This is a genomic window from Streptomyces africanus (genome assembly GCF_030816955.1).
GTDB lineage: Bacteria > Actinomycetota > Actinomycetes > Streptomycetales > Streptomycetaceae > Streptomyces > Streptomyces africanus.
Window position 1 is genome coordinate 6839120 of sequence record NZ_JAUSYP010000001.1, and the last position, 24473, is coordinate 6863592.

The window sequence follows — 24473 nt, forward strand, 5'->3', positions numbered from 1 at the left end:
GAGGACACATTGATGCCAGAGCGCGATCCCATCCTGATCACCGGTGCCGCCGGCGAAATCGGCGGTGTGAGCCGGACGATGGTCGACATGCTGCTCGAACAAGAGCATCCAGTACGTGCGTTCGTACGACAGGACGACGAACGCGCCCACTCGCTTCGCCAGACCGGGGCGGAGGTCTTCGTCGGTGACCTGCTCACCATCGCCGACGTGACCGCCGCGCTGAAGGGCGTCCGGCGCATCTACTTCAGCATGAGCCTGTCGCCGTACTACACCGACGCCGTCAGCCTGATGGCCGCGGCGGCGCGGGCTCAGGGCGACATCGAGGTGTTCGTCAACATCTCCGAGTACGAGCAGTCGTTCATGACCTTCGACAAGATGACCGCGCCGGAGGAAGAGCGGCGCGCGTGGCTCGGCGGACTCGTCGCCAACTGGTCGCCGCAGCAACGGGCCCACTGGGTCGCCGAGCAGGTGCTGGAGTGGTCCGGCCTCCCGACCGTCAACGTGCAGGCGGCCTTCTTCGTCGAGAACCCCATCATGACCTGGCTGGCCCTTGGCTCACTGGCCGACGGTGAACTGCGCCTGCCCTTCGGCGACCACCGGCTCGCACCCATCGCCGGTTACGACGTCGCGGAACTGTGCGCGAAGATCCTGGCCGACCCGGCGCCGCACATCTCCAAGTCCTACGCGCTCACCGGCCCGGAGCTGAAGGACATGCACGGGATTGCAGAGGACTTCGCGGCCGTGCTGGGACGCCCGGTCACGTATGTCCCCGAAGACATCGAAACCTGGAACAAGACCTACGTGGACCCCAACATGTCCGCGTACCCGCACATCGCGGAGCACCTGAAGACCCTGACCCGGATCATCGGCCGCGGAGGATACGGCGGCATCACCGACGAGCTGGAAACCCTGCTTGGACGCCCGCCGAAGACCGTGCGGTGGGCTCTGGAGAACCACCCGCGCATCCGGAAGCTGGCGGCCGCCTGAGCCGCTGAGCGGCCCGGAACAGAACAACGACGCCACGCCGGAGTCTTCGAGCCGAAGACTCCGGCGTGGCGGGGGCTTCGCCCGAGCGTGGTCCGCCCGGCCGAAGCCCTGAAGGCCCCCGGAAGGTCCCGGCGCAGCCCGAACGAACGCCCTCACCGGCGGCGAAGCGGAGACGTGCCGCACGTCTGCCTCGCCGATGGCGAAGGACGCCGCCCGGCTTCTGCACGACGGTCCACAAGCGGCGCCAGCGAGCGGCGTCGTGCGACTGGGCGCTCGATGCAACGACCGAGGGATAACCCCTGAGACTTCCCGTGATCGCGTCCGCAGGAGGCATTCCACTCCCGAGGCCACACCAGCGAGGGCTGCGGCCGATCGTCTCCAGAACGCCGCCCCTGCTGATCACGCAGCTGTCCCCGGCGACTGAACACAACCAGGACGGCGAAGATGGCCGTCGGCAGGCGGCGCCGGTTCCGCCAGACGCCCTCGACCGGCAATTCACCGTCCTGCTGGCAACCTCTATGCGGCATCCGACCATGATCGATCTCCGCTGACGCGGTGTTGGTCATTCTCTCCCGGGTTGAAGCCATAGGCACGTGGAGCAGGTAGCTGCGGCGGCAATGCCCATCGGCCTCGCGATGGAAGCTGGATCCCGCCACGGTCCTGACGTTCGTTCTGATGTGGTGTCAGGCGACTTTGGATTGCAGAATGCGGGGCCGCGGTGTGAGCTAACCTCGAAGTTTCATGACGGTCCGCCGACGGAGTCGGTGGACCGTTTTCGTGCCGTGGGCTGAGGGTGGGCAGGCCGAGGGCCCGAGTGTCGTCTCGGGGTGGCGCCGGGTTCCACTGTTCCGGTGTCGGGCTGCTGTCGTAGGGGCGGGGAAATTGCTGGTCAGCCGGGGTTCGGTAGGAGCGCGAGCCGGTCGAGGGCGGCGGTGATGTGGCTGGTCCAGGGCCAGTGCCGGGCCAGGCGGAGGATCAGTCGGCGGCCGGTGGCGACGAACTGTCCGGCCGCGGTGAACAAGCGGAGCCGTAGGCGGCGGGGTTCCCAGAGGCGGGCCTTGCCGGTCAGGGCGAGCATCGGCATCCAGGCCAGCAGGTCGAGAGCGATCTGCACGATCTCCAGCCAGATCCGGTTCTGGGCGGTGCGGTGCAGGGGCAGGTTGCGCAGGCCGGTGGCCCGAGCGGCCCGGATCCGGTCCTCGGCCCGGGCCCGCAGCCGGTGGCGGCGCTCGAGCTCGGCGATCGGCCGGCCCGAAGTGTTGGTGGCGAAACAGGTCAGCCGCATGCCGTCCGCGTCCGTCAGCCGCAACTGGGCTCCGGGGTGCGGCCGTTCCTTGCGGACGATCAGCCGCATGCCCTTGGGCCAGCCGTCCAGGACTTCGCCGGTGAGTTCGGCGACCCAGGCCCCGTCACGGATCTCGCCCTCCGCCTCGACGGCTGGTGACCAGGCCGAGGCGGGAACCTTCAGCACGTGGCTGTGGATCGCCTCGGTGATCACCATGCCCACCGAATAGGACAGCCACCGTCCCCGCCGGGCGAGCCAGGCCACGAAGTCGTGAGTGCCGCCCGCGGAATCCGTGCGGATCAGGGTTCGACGCCCGCGGCCGGTACTCCTTCGGCAGTTGGGACAAGGCCAGTTGGACGGCGGTGATGTGGTCGGCCGCGGTGTTCGAGCCCGCGTTTCCCGGCCTGAGCAGGGCAGCCACCGGCTCCCCGGTGCCGCCCGGCCCGTGGTCGACGAACCCCATCAGCGGGTGGTGCCCGTAGGTCCGCTTCCACGTGGGTGCGGCGTCCTCCTTGTCCGAGTGCGCGATCACCAGCACCCCGTCGAGGTCCACGGTCACCATCCCGCCCGCATCAGGCGCTTCCCGGCCGGCCAACCCCCAGACATGCTGACGGACTTCAGCCCGCGCGGCACGGATGGCCCGCAGGGCCTTCTCCCCGGAGGCCGCGAGGGTGTCGATGAGGCGGGAGACCGTCGGGTCGGAGGCCACCGGCCCGAACACGGCCGGCTCGGCCCGCAGCAGGGCGACATCCGCGAGGCAGTCCCCACCCAGCGCGACCGCCAGGGCCACATCCAGCAGGACCTTGCCCGGATCGTGCACCGCCCGAGCCTTCCGCCACGGCGTCAGCGCCGCTGATATCGCCGTGTCCAAGCCGGCCTTGCGGACGGTCTCGACCAGCAGCACGCCCCCGGCCTGTGAGACCACCGCCCGGCCACCGCCCTCTACACGGACACGCCGGTACGACCCGATACGCTTCTTCACCTGAAGAGTGCTTCTTTCCGTGCAACCAACAGGGCCCTAGACAAGTCCCATCGTTGCAGTTCAGGAGCACTCTCTACTTATTTGATCAGGGCATAGACGAGCGCGCCGGTAATAGGCGAAGCTGACCAGCGAGAACGAGGATCGTCCAGGTCCCTGTTCCCGCTCCGGTCAATGACGCTTTCCCGGTGAGCGGGCGCACCAGGTCCCACTCGCATGCCCACGTTGAGCGGTGGTCGGGCGGGCGGTCAGTTAGCCGCCCTGTATGCGCCGAGGTGGGAGCGGTGCCGGTCCACGATTCCCTCGACGATCTTCATCAGGCGGTCTCCCGTCTGATCGATGCTTCCGTTCTGTGTGCTGACCTGCGCCCCTTCGAGTACGAAGGTGATCTCGGCCGCAGCCTGTCCGGGGTCGGACATCTGGGCTTGGGTGCACATGCCGATCAGCCTGCGGGTCTGGTGGGCCTTGTGGTCCTCGATCACTTGCCGTGCCGGATGAAGGCGGTCGGGCAGCTCGGCAAGGGAGTTGATGAACGGACAGCCCCTGTATGAGATCGCCGGCAGCCCCTCGGCGATGAAGCGCGCCAAGCCCAGAATCTGCTCCTCGGGTCGGTCGGGGTATTCGGTTTCCACGCGGTCGAAGGCCGCCTGATAGTCCGCGGCGACGATCCGCAGCCACTCCGCGACCAGCGCGTCTTTGGTCTCGAAGTGCCGGTAGATCGCCATTTTGGTGGTCTCGGCCTTGTCGGCGATCGCCTGGACCCCCACCTGCCGGATCCCGTCCCTCTGGAAGAGCTCTTCGGCCGCGTCGAGAATGCGCTCACGAGGCGGCAGCTTCGCCACTCTGCTTGGCCTTCTGAGGGCCGATGCCATGACTACTCCGTCACTCCGGTCGATCGTGCGGTTCACAACCTTTCTCACGGTACCAGTCCGACCCTTTCGATACCGTAGGGTATCGCTCGATACTCGAAGGTATTGTTCTTGTCAGGGAGTGGCAGTGAAAGTTTCTGACTATGTGAGCTTCGACGCAGTCGGGCTGGCGGAGCTGGTGGCCAAGGGTGAGGTACTCCCCGCGGAGCTGGAGGCAGCCGCGCGCGAGGCTGTACAGGCAGTTGATCCGCGGATCAACGCCGTCGTGGAGACCTGGCAGACCGACGACGAACCTGTCCCCGGTAGCACACCACTGGCCGGCGTCCCTTTTCTGATCAAAGACATCGCGGTGGCCATGGCCGGGAGGCGGATGGAGCTGGGAAGCCGCCTGGCGGCGGGTAACGTCGTCGGCGCCGATTCCTCGCTGATGCAGCGCTTTCGGCGCGCGGGCCTCGTGACGTTCGGGCGCACCGCGACGCCGGAGATGGCCTATGGCATCTCGACGGAATCAGCGTTGTACGGCGCGACCCGCAACCCGTGGGACCTGGAGCGCAGCGCGGGCGGATCCAGTGGAGGCGCGGCCGCCGCTGTCGCCGCCGGGGTGCTCCCGGTCGCCCATGGCACCGACGCCGCCGGATCGCTCCGTATCCCCGCCGCCTACAACGGCCTCTTCGGGATCAAGCCCACCCGTGGCCGGGTGTCCATGGGGCCCGACGTCGACGAGGTCTTCAACGGCCTGGCCGTGCACGGCAGCGTCAGCCGCACCGTACGCGACAGTGCGGTACTGCTCGACCAGATACGTGGCCCGGAGTCGGGCGACCCCTATTTCGCCCAGCAGCCGTCACGGCCGTACGCAGAAGAAGTCACCCGTCACCCGGGCTCGTTGCGCATCGGTGTCCTCGCCCAAGCGTGGGGCGGACGCCGCACTACCGCCCCGGTGACCGACGCCCTCTCCCGCACCGTGCGGTTGCTTGAATTCCTCGGCCACCAGGTGAAGGAGGTTGAAGTCGACCTCGGCGCCGACTGGGAGGAATTCGTCCTGGCCAATGCCCGACTCATGACGGTGAACCTCACCACCCTGGTCGACGGGCTGGCCGCCGCCTTCGGTCGTCCCATCGACTCCTCGACCCTTGAGCCGGCGACCCTCGCCGGCTACCACTACGGGCAGCGGGTCGGCGGCGCGCAATTCCACACCGCTCTCGCGATGCGGAACAGAGTGGCCCGAAGCCTGGCGCGGTACTTCGACGAGTACGACATCCTCCTCACGCCAACCCTGCCGGAGCTTCCCGTGTCTCTGGGCACTCATACGGAGGGTGCGGAGACACTGGACGGCCTCGGCTGGATCGAGCGCATCAATGACCTGTCGCCGTTCACCATGCCGTTCAACGTGGCAGGCACGCCCGCCATGTCCGTACCCGTGACGGCCGACGCCGGGACGGGGCTCCCGGTCGGTATGCAGTTCGCCGCCGGATATGGCCTCGAAGGCCGGCTTTTCCGCCTCGCCGGACAACTCGAACAGGCAAGTCCGTGGTCAGGCCGAATCCCCACGGTATGGGCAGGCAACCACCCAGCCCGCTGACGAATGCTCCTGGCACGCTACAGAGAGACATCGACGGATTCTTACCGGTCCCAGGACCGAAAAACTCTCGCGGCGCACAAGCGAGGCCGGCTACGCGGTTCTCCTCCACGACCATCGCAACTTCGGCGACAGCGGCGGCACCCCTCGCCAGGACATCGACCCCTACCAGCAGATCGCGGACTGGCGATGGGCGATCACCTACCTCGGCACACGCGGGGAAATCGACGAACAGCGTATCGGCATCTGGGGGTTCAGCTACGCCGGTGGTCACGCCCTGGTCCTCGGCGCCACCGACCGCCGCATCAAAGCCGTTTACGCCCAGGCCCCCACCGTCAGAGGCTACGAGACCGGACTGCGCCGCGTCTTGCCCCACGAGGTACGCGCCCTGGAAGAGCGCTTCCACCGGGACGAACGCGACCAGTTGGCCGGCAAGCCGCCCGTCTACGTACCCTTCGTCGACACCGACACGAGCCCTGGCTCCCCAGCGGCCTACCCACAGAAGGGGGCGGCCGACTTCTACCTGCACCGAGCACCGCACGACACGTGGACGAACGAGGTGACCCTTCAGTCCAACCGCCGCGCCCGCGCCTACGAACCCGGTCAGTGGATCTCCCGCATCGCCCCCACCCCCCTGCTGATGCTCGTGACCAAGGACGACGACGTCGCCCCCGCCGACATTGCCCTCGACGGCTTCAACCGCGCCCGCGAACCGAAGAAGCTCGTCCTCACGGACGGCGACCACTTCTTCTCCTGCATCCACCAGTTCGAACTCTCTTGCACGGTCGCGATCGACTGGTTCGATACCCACCTCAGGACCGTCGAGAAGAACGACTCCCGCCCCGACCAGTAAGCCCGCTCCGCTGCGTCCAGCCTCGGCACGGACACTCGGATAGCACCGATACGCTCACTCACCTGACGAGTGTCTCTCCCCATGCGGCTGACAAGACTCTGGATACATCACATCGTTGCAGATCAGGGGCACTATCCACTTATTTGGTCAAGGCGTGGACGAGCGCGCTGACGAAAGCGCGAGGCTAGTCCTGCTTCACCGGGTGCCGTACGCACGGCGTTCCTGACCGTGAAGGACACCGCCGAGTATCTCGGCCTCTCGCCGCACACCCTCTACGTCTGGCGCCACCGCCGACAGGGACCGCCGAGTTTCCGCATGGGGCCACGCGGTCGCGTGATGTACCGGCTGGAAGCCCTGGACGCCTGGGTCAGTGCGCAGGAGCAAGCCGACTCGCGGTCCAATCCGGCTCTGGCCCCGCTGAACGCCCGCCCCCAGGAGCGGTCCGCTCACCTCCCCAGCGCCTGACGCCCCAGGCGGCGCAGGACACAGTCTCCATCCACCCTCATCAAGGAGTTCCACCTGGCCGGCTACATAGAAGACCGATGGCTGAAGAAGCGCCCCAACCCGAAGACCGGCAAACGCGAGCGCACGGCCCTGTACGGCAAGTGCACCCGCTACCGCGTGAAGGGCATCCCTGGCGTCAAGGACCGTTCCTTCGACACGCTCCAGGACGCCAAGACTTGGCTCGCCCAGGCGCAAACCGACGCCCGTCGAGGCGAGTTCATCGATCCACGCGACGGGGCCATCTCCCTCAAGGACTACATCGCAACCCACTGGTGGCCCACTCAGAGCGGTGATCCGTCCACCCTCGAGCGCATTGAGCAGCGGGTGCGTCGGCACATCGTTCCGCACCTCGGTGCCCTGTCGCTCAACAGCGTCGGTACGGAAGCGCTGCGGAGTTGGAAGAAGCGGCTGGAGAAGGACCTCGGCCCCACCTCGATCCGCATGGTCTGGGCGACACTGTCGGGTGTCCTCCAGGCCGCCGTCGAAGACCGCCGCCTCGCACGCAATCCCTGCCGCGCAAGTACGGTCCGCCCTCCGGCGGCTGCACCAGGCCGAGTCGAGGCGTGGCCGCCCGAGAGGGTCCTTGCCGTACGCGCAGCTTTGCCGGAGCGCTCTCGCGTCCTTGTCGAGATCGGAGCCGGCCTTGGACTCCGACAAGGAGAGGCGTTGGGGCTGTCCATGGAGGACATCGACTTCGACGAAGAAGTGGTCCATGTCCGGCGTCAGGTCAAGATGGTGCGGACGAAGCTGTGCTTCGCGCTCCCGAAGGGCCGCAAGGTCCGCGACGTGCCCCTGCCCTCAAGCGTGGCCAAGGCCGTGCGGCAGCACACGGAGGTCTTCGCGCCGGTGCCGGTCACCATGCCATGGGACGACCCGCGCCCGGCCGAGACGCCGGTGGAGGCCAAGCATCGTCGGCCGAGGACGTACAACCTCCTCGTGACCGGGCGCGAGCGCAAGGCCATCAACCGGAACTACTTCAACTCCTACGTGTGGAAGCCCGCGCTGGCCACGGCGGGCGTGATTGCCCCGCTGGATGAGAGCGCCTCGGCAGGCGCCCGTGTGTGGGAGCCGTCTCGGGAGCACGGATTCCACGCCCTCCGCCACTTCTACGCCTCCGAGGAGCTGGAGGCTGGCGAATCGGTCGTCTCCCTGGCACGCTGGCTGGGGCACTCCGACCCTGGCTTCACGCTGCGGAAATACTCCCACTTCCTGCCGCGAGCGGGCGCACGGGGCAGCGTCGCTATCGACGCGATCTTCGGGTAGCCGCGGCCGGACGCCGACGCTTGTGATGCACGGCCCGCAGAAGTCCGCGGCAGGCGCAAAGTCCCAGAGAAGTCCCACGCATGCCGCCGCGACCCTCCCTGACCCGCTTCATCGCAGGTCAGAGGGGGTGCGGCGGCATCGTCGTATCAGATGTCCCGGAAGATCTCGATCTGTGCCCCGATCGAGTTCAGCCGCTCGGCCAGGTCCTCGTAACCCCGGTTGATGACATACACGTTGCGCAGCACCGACGTGCCCTCCGCCGCCATCATCGCCAGCAGGACGACCACCGCGGGGCGCAGGGCCGGCGGGCACATCATCTCGGCGGCGCGCCAGCGGGTCGGGCCCTCGACCAGGACGCGGTGCGGGTCGAGGAGCTGAAGTCGGCCGCCGAGGCGGTTCAGGTCCGTCAGGTAGATCGCGCGGTTGTCGTAGACCCAGTCGTGGATGAGGGTCTTGCCCTGGGCGACCGCCGCGATGGCCGCGAAGAACGGGACGTTGTCGATGTTCAGGCCGGGGAACGGCATGGGGTGGATCTTGTCGATCGGCGCCTCCAGCTTGGAGGGCCGGACGGTGAGGTCCACCAGCCGGGTGCGGCCGTTGTCGGCGAAGTACTCGGGCGTGCGGTCGTGGTCGAGGCCCATCTCCTCCAGGACCGCCAGCTCGATCTCCAGGAACTCGATCGGCACCCGGCGCACCGTCAGCTCCGACTCGGTGACCACGGCCGCCGCGACCAGGCTCATCGCCTCGACCGGGTCCTCGGAGGGGGAGTAGTCCACGTCGACGTCGATGGTCGGCACGCCGTGCACGGTGAGCGTGGTGGTGCCGATGCCGTCGACCTTGACGCCGAGGGCCTCCAGGAAGAAGCACAGGTCCTGGACCATGTAGTTGGAGGAGGCGTTGCGGATGACCGTGGTGCCGTCGTGCCGGGCGGCGGCGAGCAGCGCGTTCTCGGTCACCGTGTCGCCGCGCTCGGTCAGCACGATGGGGCGGTCGGGGCGGACCGAGCGGTCGACCATCGCGTGGTACTGGCCCTCGGTGGCGGCGATGTCGAGACCGAACCGGCGCAGGGCGATCATGTGCGGCTCGACCGTGCGCGTACCGAGGTCGCAGCCGCCGGCGTAGGGCAGCTTGAAGGTGTCCATGCGGTGCAGCAGCGGACCGAGGAACATGATGATCGAGCGGGTGCGCCGGGCCGCGTCCGCGTCGATCGCCGCCAGGTCCAGCTCGGCCGACGGCACGATCTCCAGGTCCACACCGTCGTTGATCCAGCGGGTGCGGACGCCGATCGAGCCCAGCACCTCCAGGAGGCGGTACACCTCCTCGATGCGGGCGACGCGGCGCAGCACCGTGCGCCCCTGGTTGAGCAGTGAGGCGCACAGCAGCGCCACGCATGCGTTCTTGCTCGTCTTCACATCGATGGCACCGGACAGCCGACGGCCGCCGACCACCCGCAGGTGCATCGGACCGGCGTAGCCGAGCGACACGATCTCGCTGTCGAGGGCCTCCCCGATGCGCGCGATCATCTCAAGGCTGATGTTCTGGTTGCCGCGCTCGATCCGGTTCACGGCGCTCTGGCTGGTGCCGAGCGCCTCCGCCAGCTGCGACTGGGTCCAGCCCCGGTGCTGCCGGGCGTCACGGATGAGCTTGCCGATGCGTACGAGGTAATCGTCTGCCATGCGGTTGAGGTTATCTCAGATATGAGATGGCGCCCGGCCGGGGGGTCCATTCGGGTGACGGGAGGTCAATCCTCCCTGGTGGCTTCAGGGTCGGCGACTCGTGTGCGTACGCCGCCACCCGAAAGGTCCGGGCAAATCCATGGATGTCGTACGACGTCCCGTACTGCTGCGGGTGTGACGCGGGCCGTTCTTTCCGCCGCCGGTCGTGATGGACCAGGAGCGCTTGTTGATGTTCAGGCGCACCCCCGGAAGGATCCGGAAACTCTTGCGGAACGTGAGCGGCATGCCTGTCTCCTCTCCGTTTGCGGCGTGGACTCCTGGTTCGGATACCCCGGAGAGGGGTGTGCATGACCGCATGACGGACGCCGGGGCATGACCTACAGGCCCCGGTGTACTAGAGTTATCTCGACATCGAGATATCTGCCCAGGAGCACCGCAGCCGCCAGCCCGGTAAGGCCTACCTAACTTAGCCTTACCTTAGCGGATCGGCCGAGATGCCGTGGCGGCAGGATCGTGGTGGTACGCGCACATCAATGAAGGAGACTGTCGTGTCGGCGAACAGCTTCGACGCCCGCAGCACGCTGCAGGTGGGCGACGAGTCGTACGAGATCTTCCGGCTGGACAAGGTCGAAGGCGCCGCGCGCCTCCCTTACAGCCTGAAGGTGCTGCTGGAGAACCTCCTCCGCACCGAGGACGGCGCGAACATCACCGCCGACCACATCCGCGCCCTCGGCGGCTGGGACTCCCAGGCCCAGCCGTCGCAGGAGATCCAGTTCACGCCGGCCCGCGTGATCATGCAGGACTTCACCGGCGTGCCCTGTGTCGTGGACCTCGCGACCATGCGTGAGGCCGTGAAGGAGCTGGGCGGCGACCCGGCGAAGATCAACCCGCTGGCGCCGGCCGAGCTGGTCATCGACCACTCCGTCATCGCCGACAAGTTCGGCACGAACGAGGCCTTCGCGCAGAACGTCGAGCTGGAGTACGGCCGCAACAAGGAGCGCTACCAGTTCCTGCGCTGGGGCCAGACCGCCTTCGACGAGTTCAAGGTCGTACCCCCCGGCACCGGCATCGTCCACCAGGTGAACATCGAGCACCTGGCGCGCACGGTCATGGTGCGGGGTGGCCAGGCGTACCCCGACACCCTCGTCGGCACCGACTCGCACACCACCATGGTCAACGGCCTGGGTGTCCTCGGCTGGGGCGTCGGCGGCATCGAGGCCGAGGCCGCCATGCTCGGCCAGCCGGTCTCCATGCTCATCCCGCGCGTCGTCGGCTTCAAGCTCACCGGTGAGCTCACGCCCGGCACCACCGCCACCGACCTCGTGCTGACCATCACCGAGATGCTGCGCAAGCACGGCGTCGTCGGCAAGTTCGTGGAGTTCTACGGCGAGGGCGTCGCCGCCACCTCGCTGGCCAACCGCGCCACCATCGGCAACATGTCGCCGGAGTTCGGCTCGACCGCCGCGATCTTCCCGATCGACGACGAGACGATCAAGTACCTCAAGCTCACCGGCCGCAGCGAGCAGCAGCTCGCCCTGGTCGAGGCGTACGCCAAGGAGCAGGGCCTCTGGCTGGACCCGGCCGCCGAGCCCGACTTCTCCGAGAAGCTGGAGCTCGACCTGTCGACGGTCGTGCCCTCCATCGCCGGCCCGAAGCGCCCGCAGGACCGTATCGTCCTCGCGGAGGCCGCCCAGCAGTTCGTCAAGGACGTCCTCAACTACGTCGAGGCGCCCGTCGCCCAGCAGACCGCCGGCTCCCCGGTCGACGAGGCGAGCGCCGAGTCCTTCCCGGCCTCCGACGCCCCGGCCTACGGCCACCAGGAGAACGGCGCCGGCGCGCCGCAGCACGCCGACGGCACCGGTGCCGTCGTCCCGTCGAACCCGGTGACCGTCACCGCCCCCGACGGTACGAAGTACGAGCTGGACCACGGCGCGGTGACGGTCGCGGCCATCACCTCCTGCACCAACACCTCCAACCCGTACGTCATGGTCGCCGCCGCGCTGGTGGCCAAGAAGGCGGTGGAGAAGGGCCTGACCCGCAAGCCGTGGGTCAAGACCACCCTCGCCCCGGGCTCCAAGGTCGTCACCGACTACTTCGAGAAGGCGGGCCTGACCCCCTACCTCGACAAGGTCGGCTTCAACCTCGTCGGCTACGGCTGCACCACCTGCATCGGCAACTCCGGCCCGCTGCCGGAGGAGGTCTCCAAGGCCGTCAACGACCACGACCTCGCGGTCACCTCGGTCCTCTCCGGCAACCGGAACTTCGAGGGCCGGATCAACCCCGACGTCAAGATGAACTACCTGGCGTCCCCGCCGCTGGTCGTGGCCTACGCGCTCGCCGGCTCCATGAAGGTGGACATCACCCGGGACGCCCTGGGCACCGACCAGGACGGCAACCCGGTCTTCCTGAAGGACATCTGGCCCTCCGAGGCCGAGGTGAACGAGGTCGTCGCGGGCGCCATCGGCGAGGACATGTTCTCCAAGTCCTACTCGGACGTCTTCGCGGGCGACGCCCAGTGGCAGGCGCTGCCGATCCCGACCGGCAACACCTTCGAGTGGGACCCGCAGTCCACCTACGTCCGCAAGCCCCCGTACTTCGAGGGCATGACGATGGAGACCACCCCGGTCTCCGACATCTCCGGCGCGCGCGTGCTGGCCAAGCTGGGCGACTCGGTCACCACCGACCACATCTCCCCGGCCGGCGCCATCAAGGCCGACACCCCGGCCGGCAAGTACCTCACGGAGCACGGCGTCGAGCGCCGCGACTTCAACAGCTACGGCTCGCGCCGAGGCAACCACGAGGTCATGATCCGCGGTACGTTCGCCAACATCCGCCTGCGCAACCAGATCGCGCCGGGCACCGAGGGCGGCTACACGCGTGACTTCACGCAGGACGGCGGCCCGGTCTCCTTCATCTACGACGCCTCGCAGAACTACCAGGCCGCCGGCATCCCGCTGGTCGTCCTGGCCGGCAAGGAGTACGGCTCCGGCTCGTCCCGCGACTGGGCCGCCAAGGGCACCGCGCTCCTGGGCGTCAAGGCCGTCATCGCCGAGTCGTACGAGCGCATCCACCGCTCGAACCTCATCGGCATGGGCGTCCTCCCGCTCCAGTTCCCGGAGGGCCAGTCCGCCGAGTCCCTCGGCCTGACCGGTGAGGAGACCTTCTCCGTCTCCGGCGTCACCGAGCTCAACGAGGGCACCACCCCGCGCACGGTGAAGGTCACCACCGACACCGGCGTCGAGTTCGACGCGGTCGTCCGCATCGACACCCCCGGCGAGGCGGACTACTACCGCAACGGCGGCATCATGCAGTACGTGCTGCGCAGCCTGATCCGCAAGTAAGCGGACCGGCAAGGCGGTACAGGGCAGTTCGAGGGCCGCGTTCCCGGGTGACCGGGGGCGCGGCCCTCGTCTCGGTGCATGTCTGGCGCCGGGTCACTCGCCCCGGTACTTCGCCGCCGCCGCCTGGGCGAGGTCCTGCGACTTCTCCAGGGCCTTGTCCACCGACTGCTGCCCGGCGATGGCCGCGGCGATCTGCTCCGAGACCGCCGTACCGAGCACGGCGAACTCGGGAATGCCCAGGAAGCCGATACCCGTGTAGGGGCGGGGGCCCACGCCGGGGTTCTTCGGGTCGGCGGAGTCGGTCGCCGCCCTGTACTCCTGCCGGTACCAGGCGCCGGCCGCCTGCTGGTACGCGGGGTTGGAGTAGAGCGACTTGCGGTTCCCGGCGGGCGCCGAGGTCCAGCCGACCTCCCGCCCGACCAGCTCCTGGTACTCCTTGGAGGATGCCCAGGAGATGAACTCCCAGGCGGCGTCCTTGTTGTCGCTGGCCTTCTGGATGCCCCACGCCCAGGTCCACAGCCAGCCGGCCTTCTCGGTCCTGTCATGCGGCGCCGGGACATAGCCGACCTTGCCCTTGACCGCCGAGCCGTCGGCCTCGACCGACGATGCCAGGACGGTGGCGTCGTACCACATGGCACACCTGCCCGCCACGAAGGCGTCGAGGACTTCCAGGAAGCCCATGCGGTCGGCGTTGGGCTGACCGTGCTCGCGCACCAGATCGACGTAGAACCGCACCGCCTTGCGGAACTCCGGTGAGGTGAGCCGGGCGTTCCACTCCATGTCGTACCAGGCGCCGCCGAAGGTGTTCACGACCGTGTTGATCGGGGTCAGGTTCTGCCCCCATCCGGGCAGACCGCGCAAACAGATGCCGCTTGTGCCGTCGGTGCCGTCGATCTCCGCCGCGAGCGAGGCGACCTGCTCCCATGTCGGGTTCGCGGGCATGGACAGTCCTTCCTTGCGGAAGAGGTCCTTGCGGTACGCCAGGAAGGAACCCTCCCCGTAGAACGGCTGGGCGTAGAGCCTGCCATCGGCCCCGGTCAGAGATTCGACGAGGTTGGGGAAGATGTCGTCCTGGTCGAAGTCCTTGTCCGCCTTCACGTAGGAGTCCAACGGGGCGAGCCAGCCGCGCTCCGAGTAGATCGGCACTTCGTACGCGCTCACGCTTGCCACGTCGTAGTGCCCGGCCTGGCGGGCGAACTCGCGGTCCATCCTCCTGCGGACGTCGTTCTCCGGCAGCAGCGTGTAATTGACCTCTATGCCGGTCTCCGCGGTGAAGTACTTCTTGGTGAGCTTCTTCAGGTCCTGCATCGGAGGATTGCCCACGCTGAGTACGTTGATGCTGCCGTTCGATCCGCCGGGCGGCGGGTCCGCATCCCCGCAGCCCGAGAGGATCAGGCCGGTGACGGCCATGGCAGCCACGGCCAGCCGGGCGAGGCGGCTACGTTTCATGACGCTCCGATGGACAGGATGTCGGTCCTTGGCCCTCGCGTGGTCCCCTACCCACCCCCATCATCCATTCAGACATTTAACCAGAAGAAAGGTATATCGGTCATAGCGGTGTTACGGACGGCCGCTCCGGGCCTGCGCGCGTCTGGAGAGCGCGTCGGCCGCGACGGCGGCCAGCAGCACCCCGCCCGTGATCATGAACTGCACCGCGTCTTCCACCCCCAGCAGCCCCATGCCCGAGGCGACCGACTGGATGACCAGCACACCGAGCAGCACGGACCAGGGCGAGCCACGCCCGCCGAACAGGCTCGTACCGCCGATGACCGCCGCCGCGATCGCGTTGATCAGCAGCATCCCGGAGCCGGCCGCACGGGCCGTCGTGGGGCTCGCCGAGGTCAGACCCGAGGCCACGAACAGCCCGCCGATCGCGGCCAGCGTCCCCGACACCATGAACATCGCGACCCGCACCCGCATCACGGAGATGCCCGCCCGGCGCGCCGCCTCAACCCCGCCGCCGAGCGCGTACACCCGCCGCCCGTACCGCGTACGGCGCAGCACGTAGTCCGAGACGACGAGAACCACCAGGAAGATCAGCAGCGCCAGCGGCAGCCCCTGGAACCGGTTGAGGGTGTAGGCGGCGGTGAAGGCGAGCACCGCGAGGACACCGGTGCGCACCCAGATCTCGACCGGCGGCCGGTACGGCATCCCGGCGGCCCGGTGCCGGGCGCGCTTGCGGTGGGCCGCCAGGAAGTACCCGGCCGTGCCGAGCGCCGCCACCGCGTAGGCCGCGAAGTCGTCACCGAAGTGCCGGCTGGTCAGGGAGGCGACCAGGCCCTCCTCGTCGATGTTGATCGTGCCGCTCGCGCCCAGCAGGTAGAGCGTCAGGCCGTTCCAGATCAGCAGCCCCGCGAGGGTCACGACGAACGCGGGCACGCCGAGCCACGCGAAGAAGAACCCGTGGAAGGCGCCCACCGCCACGCCCGCGGCGATCGCCACGACCACCGCGAGCCACTCCGGCATCCCGTGGTTCACGTTCAGCACGGCGAACACGGCGCCCGCCAGGCCGCTGACCGATCCGACCGACAGATCGATCTCCCGGATCAGCAGCACGAACACGATGCCGACGGCGACCAGACCGGTCCCGACGATGTCCACGCTGAGGTTGGACAGGTTCCGCGGCGAGAGGAAGTTGTCGTCCAGCGCCTGGAAGAGGCCCCAGATGACGATCAGCCCGGCGATCACCAGGAGCGGCCCGCGCTCGCCGTCCCGCACACTGCCGCGCAACTCCACGGCGTAGTCCCGCAGCGTGCCGGACCAGCCGCGGGCGCGCGGCGCGCGGCCGGGCGCGACCGGCGGCCCGGCGTCACCACCCGGCGCGGCCGGCCCACCGCCGCGGTGCGGCCCGCCGCCGGTCACGGCCACGCCTCCTCGTCGCCCTTCGTACGATGCGCCACGGCGTTGTCCGCCGCCCCGGTGACGGAGGAGATGATCTGCTCCTGCGTCACGGTGCTCACGTCGAACAGACCGTTGTTGCGGCCGAGGCGCAGCACGGCGACCCGGTCCGCCACGGCCTTGATGTCGCCCATGTTGTGGCTGATGAGGATGATCGCCATACCGCGGTCGCGCACCTCCTCGATGAGGTCGAGCAGATGGCTGGTCTGCTCGACGCCCAGGGCGGCGGTGGGCTCGTCGAGCAGCAGGACCTTGGGCGCGCCCATGAGCGAGCGGGAGATCGCCACGGCCTGCCGCTGCCCGGCGGACAGCTCCGCGACCGGCATGCGCACGTCGGGGATACGGATCGACAGGGTTCGCATCAGATCGCGGGCCCGGCGCTCCATCTCCACCTCGTCGAGGATGCCCACCCGGTCGATCTCCCGGCCGAGGAAGAGATTGCCCACGACGTCGAGGTTGTCGCACATGGCGAGGTCCTGGTAGACGGTCGCGATGCCCAGGGCGTGGGCATCGTGCGGGCGTTTGATCTGCACGAGGTGCCCCTCCCACTCGATGACGCCCCGGTCGGCGGGGCTGACGCCCGAGATCACCTTGATCAGCGTGGACTTGCCGGCGCCGTTGTCGCCCGCCAGGGCCACCACCTCACCGGCCCGGACCTGGAGATCGACGTCCACGAGCGCCTGCACGCCGCCGAACCGTTTGGAGATGCCGCGCAACGCCAGTACGGGCGGGTGGGCCACGGGGATCACCTCCTCACCGGGTGAGCCCGATCCGGTCGCAGGCCGGCCGGAGCTTCGGGGTGCAGATCTGGTCGATCGTGTAGACGCCGTCGCGGACGAGCGTCCGCCCGATGGTCTCGGCCGTCACGGAGACCGGGTCGAGCAGCACCGCCGGGACGTTTTTGGTGGTGGGGCTGTCCACGGTCGTCGTGACGAGGACGTCGAGGTCGTTGCCGCGCGCCAGGGCGACGGCCATGGCGGAGGCCGCGTCGGTCTCCTGCCGGAAGGGCTTGTAGACGGTCATGTACTGCTCGCCCTTGACGATGCGCCGCACGGCGTCGAGGTCGGCGTCCTGGCCGGTGACCGGGGGCAGCGGCGAGACGCGGGCACTCTTGAGCGCCGCGATGACACCGGCTGCGATCGAGTCGTTGGCCGCGAGCACCCCGTCGATCTGGTTCGTGCCGAGGGTGCTGATCGCCGCGGACATGTGGTCGTGCGCGTTCTCCGTGCGCCAGCCCAGGGTGTCGTACGACTTGAGGATCCGCACCTTGTGCCGCAGGACGGACCGGGAACCGCCCTCGTACCAGCCGGCGTTGGGGCTGGACGGGTCGCCGTTCACCATGACCACGCCGCCGTCGTCGGCCCGGGCGCCCATGCCCTTCAGCAGCGCCTCGCCCTGGAGCCTGCCGACCCGGCCGCCGTCGAAACTGACGAAACCCGAGATCGGGCCCTCGGCGAGCCGGTCGTAGGCGATGACCGGGATGCCCGCGCGGTCCGCCGCGCGGACCGAGGAGCGCAGCGCCTTGGGGTCGACGACGTCCAGGATCAGGGCGGACACACCGTTGGTGATCATCGAGTTCATCTGCTGCCGCTGGCTCGCCGCGTCGTTCTCCGCGTTGGCGTACTCGACCGTGCAGTCGGAGCACAGCTCCTTCACCCGCTTCTCGATCATGGGCTTGTCGGAGTGCTCCCACCGGGGCACCGCGCGGCTGGGCAGCAGCAGCCCGACGGTGAACCCGCCCTCGCCCTTCCCGCCGTCCTCGCTGCAGCCGGCCAGGGCCACCGCCATGACAGCCACGACGAGCCCGGCCCCCACCCGCCACCTACAGCCCCTCATCGAGCCCCTCCCTCCCGGGCCCGGGCCTCGCCCCCCGCGCCCGGCGCCGGTCCGGGGCTTGGCCCTGGCTGGTGTCGGGGTGCGGGTCCGGGTGTCTGTTCTGGCTCGGGGCCTGATCGCGGTCCGGGTTTTGGCCCGGGGTCTGGCCTTCGCCCGGGTTCGGGTTCCGGTTCGGGTCCGGGGCGGGGTCTGCGTCGCTGTCCGGGACGTGGCTCTCGCCGGGATTCGGGGCCGGGTGCCCGTTCCGGCTCGGGGCCTGATCGCGGTCCGGGTACCGGTCCGCGGTCCGGCGTCCGCCCGGGTTCGGGTTCCGGTCCCGGTCCTCGGCCGCCCGGTCTCCGTCGCCGTCCGGGGCCCGCCCCTTGCCCGGGTCCTGGTCGCGGTCCCCGTCTCGGGGCTGGCTTCGGCCCGAGCCCCTGCCGCCTCCGCTCCGGTCGCGGGTTCGGCCCATGACCCAGTCTCGGCTGCGGCCGAGGCCCCAGCCCCGGTCCCGGGCCGGCTGGCGTTCCTCCGCCGGCGCGATCGCCGGCTCCGCCCGCGGCGTCGGTTCCGCTTCCGGTTCGCCGTCCGCCTCCGGGCGGGACACGACGATCTCGCTCCACACCTGCTTGCCGCCGCCGACCGGCACCGAGCCCCAGGCCGCCGACACCGCCTCGACCAGGAAGAGCCCGCGGCCGCCGGTCGACTCCCAGTCCACGACCACCGGCTTGGCCGGCGCCCGCGGCGAGGAGTCGCTCACGGCCACCCGCAGCCGGTCCGCGGCCAGGGTCAGGTCCAGCCGCAGCGCGCCCTGCGTGTGCACCAGCGCGTTGGTGACCAGTTCCGACACCACCAGCAGAACCGTGTCGGCCTCGGCCACGACGTCCCACGAACGCAGCGTGCGCGCGCTGAACCGACGGGCGTGCATCACCGCGTCCGGCAGCCGCCACACCACCCAGCCCGCCCGCACCGGCCGCACCCGCATCCCGTCGTAGCGCAGCAGCAGCAACGCCACGTCGTCCTCCCGGCGCCCGGCCTCGCCCAGCAGCTCGTCGGCCATCCGCCCCGGGTCGGCAGGGTCCGCCGCGGCGAGCAGCTCGCGCACCATCCGCATGCCCTCGTCCACGTCCAGTTCGGCCGACTCGACCAGGCCGTCCGTCACCAGCGCGAGCACCGAGCCGGGCGCCAGCGCCACCGCCGTCAGCGGGAACTCCGCGTCCTCCAGCACGCCCAGCGGAAGCCCGCCCTCGACGGCGATCTCCTCCGTTCCGCCGTCGGGATGACGCACCAGCGGCGACAGATGCCCGGCCCGCACGAACAGCGCGTTGCCCTCCTCCATGTCCAGCTCGACATAGCAGCACGTGGCGAACAGGTCGGTCTCCATGCCGACGAGCAGCCGGTTGGCGTGCGCGACGACCACGTCCGGCGGATGACCCTCCACGGCGTAGGCCCGGACCGCCGTGCGCATCTGGCCCATGATCGTCGCGGCCCCGGCACTGTGCCCCTGCACATCGCCGATGACCAGGGCGACCTTCCTGTCCGACAGGGCGATCACGTCGTACCAGTCGCCGCCCACCTGGAGCCCGCGCCGGGCGGGCATATAGCGGGCCACGGCGGTGCCCCCGGGCAACGGGGGGAGACGGCGCGGCAGCAGGCTGCGCTGGAGCATCGTCGCGAGTTCCTGCTCGGCGTCGTAGGCGTGCGCGCGGATCAGGGCCTGCCCCACCAGCCCCGCGGTCGCCGTCAGCAGGGCCCGCTCCTCGGGCGCGAACTCGTGCGGCGCGTCCCAGCCGACCAGGCACACCCCGGCCACCCTGCTCTTGGCCGGCAGCGGCAGGACCGCGAGCCCGCCGGGGCCGATCCCCGCGAGCCCGGGTTCCAGCGCGGTACCGGCCGGCCACAGGCTCATCCGTCCGTCCCGCAGCGCCGCGTGGAGCGTGGGCAGGGCGGTGACCGGCGCGTCGGGCCACTCCGAGCGCCACTCGGAACGCCACAGCTCCGGCCAGGCACCGGCACCCGGCGGATCGAGCACGGTGACCGCCAGCCGGTCCTCCAGCAGCTCGGCGAGCGCCACCCGGTCGGCGCCCAGCGGCTCGCGCAGCGCGGCGACCACCACACGGCTGACGTCCCGGACGGTCGTCGCGTCGTCGAGCGCGGCCGTCAGCCACTGGATCCGGGCGACGTCACTGGCGCTCCGCCGCAGCACCGGGGCAGCGGTCACCACGCCCAGCACCCGCTCAGGGGCGCCGTCGGGCCCCTTCAGCACCCGGCAGCTCAGGCGCAGCCAGCACAGTTCACCGGTGGCCCGGCGGGTGCGGAACTCCAGTTCCCGGCGCCCGGGGGTCTGCGCGGACGGTTCGATGACCGACAGCAGTGCCGGGACGTCCTCCGGGAGGCTGTACGAGAGCAGGGTGTCGGTCTTGCCGTCGAAGCCGCCCTCGGGGATGCCGACCAGTTCGAGCAGGGCCGGGTCGGTCTCGACCAGCCCGGTGCCGGGTGTCAGGGCGAACGAACCCACGCCCAGGGCGCGCAGCGCGGAATCCAGCAGGGGCGAGGGGGCGGACCGGTCGGCCTCCCCCCGGAGCCGCCCGGAGACCGCCTCGGCGTACCGCTCCAGGAACTCCCGCTGCTCGGCCCCGAACCCCTCCCCGGGCTCTCCCACCACGGCCAGACACCCCAGCCACCCGCCGGCGGCGCCCAGCGGCACCATCCCGAGCGGCGTGCCGGTGACTCCGCCTTCCAGCCGGCCTGCGAGCCACAGCGGCCGCCCGCTCCGGAAGGCCTCGACCACGGCGGACCCGCACTCCCCGGACACCGCCGCATAACCCGGCGCAGGGGTGGGCGAGGTGCCCCCGCCGTGCCGCACCCGGCCCGGCAGCCCGTACCGCTCCGGCTCGGCACCGGCGGACTCCACCAGCTGGAGCTCCGCACCGTCCTCGCTCCGTACGTACACCGCCGCCAGTGCCACCCCGGCGAACGCCAGGACTCGCTCCCGCGCGGCGGACTCCGGCGTGGGGCGAGGCGAACCGGCGCCCCCGTTCCCCGGTGCCCGAAGACCGGGCGCCGCGGCCCGGGCATCGCCGTAATGGGGCATGTCCGCATCCACCTCCCGTCCATGCCGCAGTCTCGGCAGGTGGGAGTCCCCGGAACTCAGGCGACGACGACGCGGCGGCTCCACGACCACATGAGCGGCAGGGCACCCACACCTCAGAATCGCATACCTGGATAACTGCGACATATGGGATGGGGGAGCGGATAGCCCAAGGAATCGCCCAAGGAATCGCCCAAGGGATCGCCCGGGGGGCCGGCGGGGCGGCTCAGCAGAGCACCCGCTGCCGTCACCGCGTCTCGACGGTCACGCGCGAGCGGGTCCGGCAGCCGGGACTCACCGGCCACCGGGCCCGCCCGGAGCGTCGGACCCGCCCGGAGCGTCGGATCCGCCCGGAGCGACGGTTCAGCCGACCCGGCAGGGCAGGCTCGTCGTACTGTCACCGCCCGAGCCCGAGACGGTGTATCCGAACGTCGCGCTCCTGCCCGGATCGAGGGAGCCGTTCCAGCCGGCGTTGTGGACCATCACCGACTGGCCGTTGTACGTGGCGTTGCCGCTCCACAGACTCTCGATCTTCTGGCCGGACGGCAGCGTCCAGTCGACCATCCAGCCGAGCATCGGGACGCTTCCGGTGTTGGTGACGGTCACCTCGGACTGGTAGCCGCCGTTCCAGCTGCCGGTCGTCTTGCGGGTGGCCGTGCAGGTGCCGGGCACCGGCTCGGACGGGGTGCCCGGCTCCTTGATGCCGGTCACCTCGCCGTTGCCGCCGTCGAAGACGACGTCCGAGCAGGAGTAGAAGGTCTCCTGGCTGTCCGAGCGCTGCCAGACCATGTAGATGATGTGGCGGCCCGACTTGCCCTCGGGGAGCTTGCCGGTCCAGGCGTAGTTGGCCTCGACCGTGCCCGGGGAGCCGTTCAGCGGCGGGTGGTCGACGCTCAGGAACGGCCGCTCCTCCATGTCGTTCCAGGTGAGCTTCTTCGTCGGGTCGAAGCCGTCCTTGGTGATGTAGACGTAGAACCAGCCCGGGTGCGCCGCCCAGGCGTTGTACGAGAAGTCGACCGTCGCGCCCGAGGTGAGGTGGGTCAGCGGCCAGTCCTTGCTGGGCGTGTTGAACCCGGTGAAGTTGGTGTTGCCGCCGCTGCACAGCTCGCCGTCCGGTACGAAGCCCCGGGTGCGGCCGGCGCCGTCCGAGCGGAGCACCGAGAACCAGTTGTAGAACGGCGTGGTGCCGCTGACCTGCTGCGCGGCCCGGCACGCCGGGTTGACCGGCTTGATCTCGCCGGTGTCGGTCAGACCGTCCTGCCAGCACAGGAAGGTACGGCTGCCGGGCTTCATCGGGGTGCCGTGCGCCTCCGCCTCACCACCGGCCGTCATGACCAGGCCGAGGGCCGGAACGGTGACGAGGAGGGAGAGCAGGACCAGGAAGAAGGCTCTGGCCCGGGCAGGGGGTGCTGATCGGGGCCTCGGGGATCCTCCCGAGTTTCTTGTCAGGATCATGACAGCATCGTCCGTTCCTTGAGGGTACGGGCCTGCGGATGCGTGTGCGGGGATGCGCGGGGTGGGGGCGACTCGAGGGCGGGTTCCGGTCCACCGTGATGGGAGCGCTCCCACCCCGCTGATGCGGAAGTTAGCGCCGGACGGCGCAGTTGTCTACGGCTGCGGCGCAAGAGCGCCGGTCAGGAGGGACGGGCGTACGGATCAGCGCATGCAGACTCACCGTCGCCAAACGGAACTGGCGTCGGGGTTTATGAAGTTGACTTTGCTCCCCCCTCACGGTTGGCTGCGGATCCGACCTTTCATGATCCGGGGGGATCCCTTTGAACCGCACCATCCGTGCAGCCGTCTGCGCCGTCGCCACCGCCGGCCTCGCCTTCGGTCTCAGCTCCTGTTCAGAGGCGGTCGACCAGGTCGACAAAGCAGTGGACGAGACCTACGAAGTCACCTACGAGGTCACGGGGAAGAACGTCGACTCGATCGAGTTCCACGGCGGCGGTGGTAAGGCCATGGAGCCGAAGGTCGAGTCGGTGTCGAAGCCTGAACTGCCCTGGAAGAAGACGGTCACGCTGCGCGGCATCATGCCCGCGGCGGTCATGCCGGTCGCCGCCGACCCCGAAGGCGCCCAGGTCACATGCAAGATCATCCACAAGGGCAAGGTGCTCGAGGAGCAGAGTGCCGATGGTCTGGTGACCGCCGGCGGCTGCACCGCGGAGTCCCCGATCGGGAAGTAGCCCCGAGTCGCGAGGCCCCTGGGGGCGGCCCGGCGTCCCGCGCCCGGAGTTCCGGCCGGACCTCAGGTCGACGAACCCCGAACGGTGACCGCCAACCCGCGCGTCCATCACTTCGGGTTACCCAACACCTCCTCCAACCAGGAAAGTTGACGCCGCACCTGCACCGCCTCACCCCCCTCGTGCCCGTTGAACGGATACGCGTGGATCTCCTTGCGCAAATCCGTGCCGGTCAGTTCGGCATAGCGGTTGAACGCGGCGTACGCCCCGCTCGGCGGACACACCGTGTCCCGCAGCCCCACCCCGAAGTGGGCCGGGGCCTGGGCGCGACGGGCGAAGGAGACGCCCTCGACGTAGGACAGCGTGCGGTAGGCGTCGTGCTCGGCGCCCCGGTGGACGGCGAGGTAGGACGCGATCTCGCCGTAGGGCCCCGCGTCCGTGAGGTCGAGCGCGCGGCGGATGCCGCACAGCAGCGGGGCGGTGACGAGCAGCGCCGCCAGGTCCGGCACCAGTCCCGCGACGGCGAGGGCCAGTCCGCCGCCCTGGCTGTTGCCGGCGGCGACGGTCCGCGCGGGGTCGACGCCGGGCAGTTCCCGCACCGCCGTGACGGCGCGTACCGCGTCGGTGATCAGACGGCGGTAGTGGTAGTCCTCGGGTGAGAGCAGGCCGCGTACCGCCGGGCCGGGCCCGCCCGGCGCGGTGGCGTGCGGATCGGGCGTGTCACCGCCGCATCCGTACGCGTCGCCCTGGCCGCGGTTGTCCATGAGCAGGTGCGCGTACCCGGCGTTGACCCAGGTGAGGCGTTCGTGGGGAAGACCCCGCCCGCGCCCGTATCCGGCGAACTCCACGACGGCGGGCAGGGGTTCGTCCACCCCGGCGGGTCTGCTGAACCAGGCGCGCACCGGGTCGCCCGCGAAACCGCGGAACGTCACGTCCCAGGTCCGGATCAGCCGGAGCCCCGTCTCCACCGGCCGCACCGACACCACCGGGTCCGCCTGGCCGGCCTCCTTCAGGGTGCGCAGCCAGAACGCGTCGAAGTCGGCGGGCTCCCCGATGTCCGGGCGGTGGCGCTCCAGTTCGGTCAGCGACAGGTCGAACGCGGGCACGGCGGCACCTCGCAGGAGTCGGTGGTCATCCAGAAAGTTGCGATGGA

16 protein-coding genes and 2 pseudogenes are annotated in these 24473 nt (G+C 69.7%); 7 read left to right on the forward strand and 11 right to left on the reverse strand.

Annotated elements, in window-relative coordinates; genetic code table 11:
- Positions 1 to 12: 12 nt before the first annotated feature.
- Positions 13 to 987 (forward strand): NmrA family NAD(P)-binding protein, encoded by a 975-nt coding sequence (locus QF034_RS31600; protein ID WP_307178102.1) that lies wholly within the window; start codon positions 13 to 15, stop codon positions 985 to 987.
- Between the two features lie 889 nt (positions 988 to 1876).
- Here QF034_RS31600 and QF034_RS31605 read toward each other — a convergent pair.
- Together QF034_RS31605 and QF034_RS31610 are read right to left on the reverse strand one after the other, a co-directional pair.
- A pseudogene (locus QF034_RS31605) lies at positions 1877 to 3254 on the reverse strand (IS1380 family transposase).
- 245 nt (positions 3255 to 3499) lie between these two features.
- Positions 3500 to 4123 carry a TetR/AcrR family transcriptional regulator gene (locus QF034_RS31610; RefSeq protein WP_307178103.1) on the reverse strand — a complete coding sequence of 208 codons (624 nt, stop codon included), beginning with the start codon at positions 4121 to 4123 and terminating at the stop codon, positions 3500 to 3502.
- Positions 4124 to 4247: 124 nt separating this feature from the next.
- Between QF034_RS31610 and QF034_RS31615 the strand changes: the two genes are divergently transcribed.
- The 4 genes from QF034_RS31615 to QF034_RS31630 all read left to right on the forward strand — a co-directional run bounded on the left by QF034_RS31615 (position 4248) and on the right by QF034_RS31630 (position 8316).
- Positions 4248 to 5699 (forward strand): amidase, encoded by a 1452-nt coding sequence (locus QF034_RS31615; protein ID WP_307178104.1) that lies wholly within the window; start codon positions 4248 to 4250, stop codon positions 5697 to 5699.
- Positions 5593 to 6549: an alpha/beta hydrolase gene (locus QF034_RS31620; protein ID WP_307178105.1), complete on the forward strand. Its 957-nt coding sequence runs from the start codon at positions 5593 to 5595 to the stop codon at positions 6547 to 6549. The genes QF034_RS31615 and QF034_RS31620 overlap by 107 nt, the downstream gene beginning before the upstream one ends.
- A 228-nt stretch (positions 6550 to 6777) precedes the next feature.
- Entirely contained in the window at positions 6778 to 7014 is a 237-nt protein-coding gene (locus QF034_RS31625; protein ID WP_307178106.1) for a helix-turn-helix transcriptional regulator, read from the forward strand.
- A gap of 156 nt (positions 7015 to 7170) precedes the next feature.
- Positions 7171 to 8316, forward strand: coding sequence for a tyrosine-type recombinase/integrase (locus QF034_RS31630; RefSeq protein ID WP_307178107.1), 1146 nt, complete (start codon positions 7171 to 7173; stop codon positions 8314 to 8316).
- Between the two features lie 146 nt (positions 8317 to 8462).
- Here QF034_RS31630 and QF034_RS31635 read toward each other — a convergent pair whose 3' ends face one another.
- Both QF034_RS31635 and QF034_RS31640 read right to left on the reverse strand, forming a co-directional pair.
- A complete protein-coding gene (locus tag QF034_RS31635; RefSeq protein ID WP_306962526.1) occupies positions 8463 to 9992 on the reverse strand; it encodes a helix-turn-helix domain-containing protein in 1530 nt (509 codons plus the stop codon).
- Between the two features lie 84 nt (positions 9993 to 10076).
- Positions 10077 to 10277: a DUF4236 domain-containing protein gene (locus QF034_RS31640; protein ID WP_307178108.1), complete on the reverse strand. Its 201-nt coding sequence runs from the start codon at positions 10275 to 10277 to the stop codon at positions 10077 to 10079.
- Positions 10278 to 10540: 263 nt separating this feature from the next.
- On the opposite strand from QF034_RS31640, the gene QF034_RS31645 reads away from it, so the two are divergent.
- The gene (locus QF034_RS31645) at positions 10541 to 13333 is read left to right on the forward strand and encodes an aconitate hydratase (protein ID WP_307178109.1); all 2793 of its coding nucleotides are present in this window, start codon (positions 10541 to 10543) and stop codon (positions 13331 to 13333) included.
- 93 nt (positions 13334 to 13426) lie between these two features.
- Here the strand turns inward: QF034_RS31645 and QF034_RS31650 are convergent, their stop codons facing one another.
- From QF034_RS31650 to QF034_RS31675, 6 genes and pseudogenes are all read right to left on the reverse strand, one after another.
- On the reverse strand, positions 13427 to 14782 hold the full coding sequence (locus QF034_RS31650) for an ABC transporter substrate-binding protein (protein ID WP_307178110.1): 1356 nt from the start codon (positions 14780 to 14782) through the stop codon (positions 13427 to 13429).
- A gap of 111 nt (positions 14783 to 14893) precedes the next feature.
- A complete protein-coding gene (locus QF034_RS31655; protein ID WP_307178111.1) occupies positions 14894 to 16201 on the reverse strand; it encodes a sugar ABC transporter permease in 1308 nt (435 codons plus the stop codon).
- The gene (locus QF034_RS31660; protein ID WP_307178112.1) at positions 16192 to 16971 is read right to left on the reverse strand and encodes an ATP-binding cassette domain-containing protein; all 780 of its coding nucleotides are present in this window, start codon (positions 16969 to 16971) and stop codon (positions 16192 to 16194) included. The genes QF034_RS31655 and QF034_RS31660 overlap by 10 nt, the downstream gene beginning before the upstream one ends.
- Positions 16972 to 16984: 13 nt before the next feature.
- The gene (locus QF034_RS31665) at positions 16985 to 18067 is read right to left on the reverse strand and encodes a substrate-binding domain-containing protein (protein ID WP_307178113.1); all 1083 of its coding nucleotides are present in this window, start codon (positions 18065 to 18067) and stop codon (positions 16985 to 16987) included.
- A 538-nt stretch (positions 18068 to 18605) separates the two neighbouring features.
- A pseudogene (locus QF034_RS31670) lies at positions 18606 to 21140 on the reverse strand (SpoIIE family protein phosphatase); the annotation flags it as partial.
- Between the two features lie 360 nt (positions 21141 to 21500).
- On the reverse strand, positions 21501 to 22592 hold the full coding sequence (locus tag QF034_RS31675) for a lytic polysaccharide monooxygenase auxiliary activity family 9 protein (RefSeq protein ID WP_307178114.1): 1092 nt from the start codon (positions 22590 to 22592) through the stop codon (positions 21501 to 21503).
- Positions 22593 to 22912: 320 nt separating this feature from the next.
- Here QF034_RS31675 and QF034_RS31680 point away from each other — a divergent pair, with 320 nt between their 5' ends.
- A complete protein-coding gene (locus QF034_RS31680; protein WP_307178115.1) occupies positions 22913 to 23323 on the forward strand; it encodes an MmpS family transport accessory protein in 411 nt (136 codons plus the stop codon).
- A 107-nt stretch (positions 23324 to 23430) separates the two neighbouring features.
- On the opposite strand, the gene QF034_RS31685 is transcribed toward QF034_RS31680, so the two are convergent.
- Positions 23431 to 24426, reverse strand: a complete 996-nt coding sequence (locus QF034_RS31685; protein ID WP_307178116.1) for an acetylxylan esterase — start codon at positions 24424 to 24426, stop codon at positions 23431 to 23433.
- Positions 24427 to 24473: the final 47 nt, after the last annotated feature.

Excerpts from the sequence above, each read along its gene's own strand:
- QF034_RS31600 (WP_307178102.1), top strand. The coding sequence starts at position 13 with ATGCCAGAGCGCGATCCCATCCTGATCACCGGTGCCGCCGGCGAAATC.
- QF034_RS31650 (WP_307178110.1), bottom strand. The coding sequence starts at position 14,782 with ATGAAACGTAGCCGCCTCGCCCGGCTGGCCGTGGCTGCCATGGCCGTC.
- QF034_RS31640 (WP_307178108.1), bottom strand. The coding sequence starts at position 10,277 with ATGCCGCTCACGTTCCGCAAGAGTTTCCGGATCCTTCCGGGGGTGCGC.
- QF034_RS31635 (WP_306962526.1), bottom strand. The coding sequence starts at position 9,992 with ATGGCAGACGATTACCTCGTACGCATCGGCAAGCTCATCCGTGACGCC.
- QF034_RS31610 (WP_307178103.1), bottom strand. The coding sequence starts at position 4,123 with ATGGCATCGGCCCTCAGAAGGCCAAGCAGAGTGGCGAAGCTGCCGCCT.
- QF034_RS31665 (WP_307178113.1), bottom strand. The coding sequence starts at position 18,067 with ATGAGGGGCTGTAGGTGGCGGGTGGGGGCCGGGCTCGTCGTGGCTGTC.
- QF034_RS31675 (WP_307178114.1), bottom strand. The coding sequence starts at position 22,592 with ATGATCCTGACAAGAAACTCGGGAGGATCCCCGAGGCCCCGATCAGCA.
- QF034_RS31620 (WP_307178105.1), top strand. The coding sequence starts at position 5,593 with ATGGCCTCGAAGGCCGGCTTTTCCGCCTCGCCGGACAACTCGAACAGG.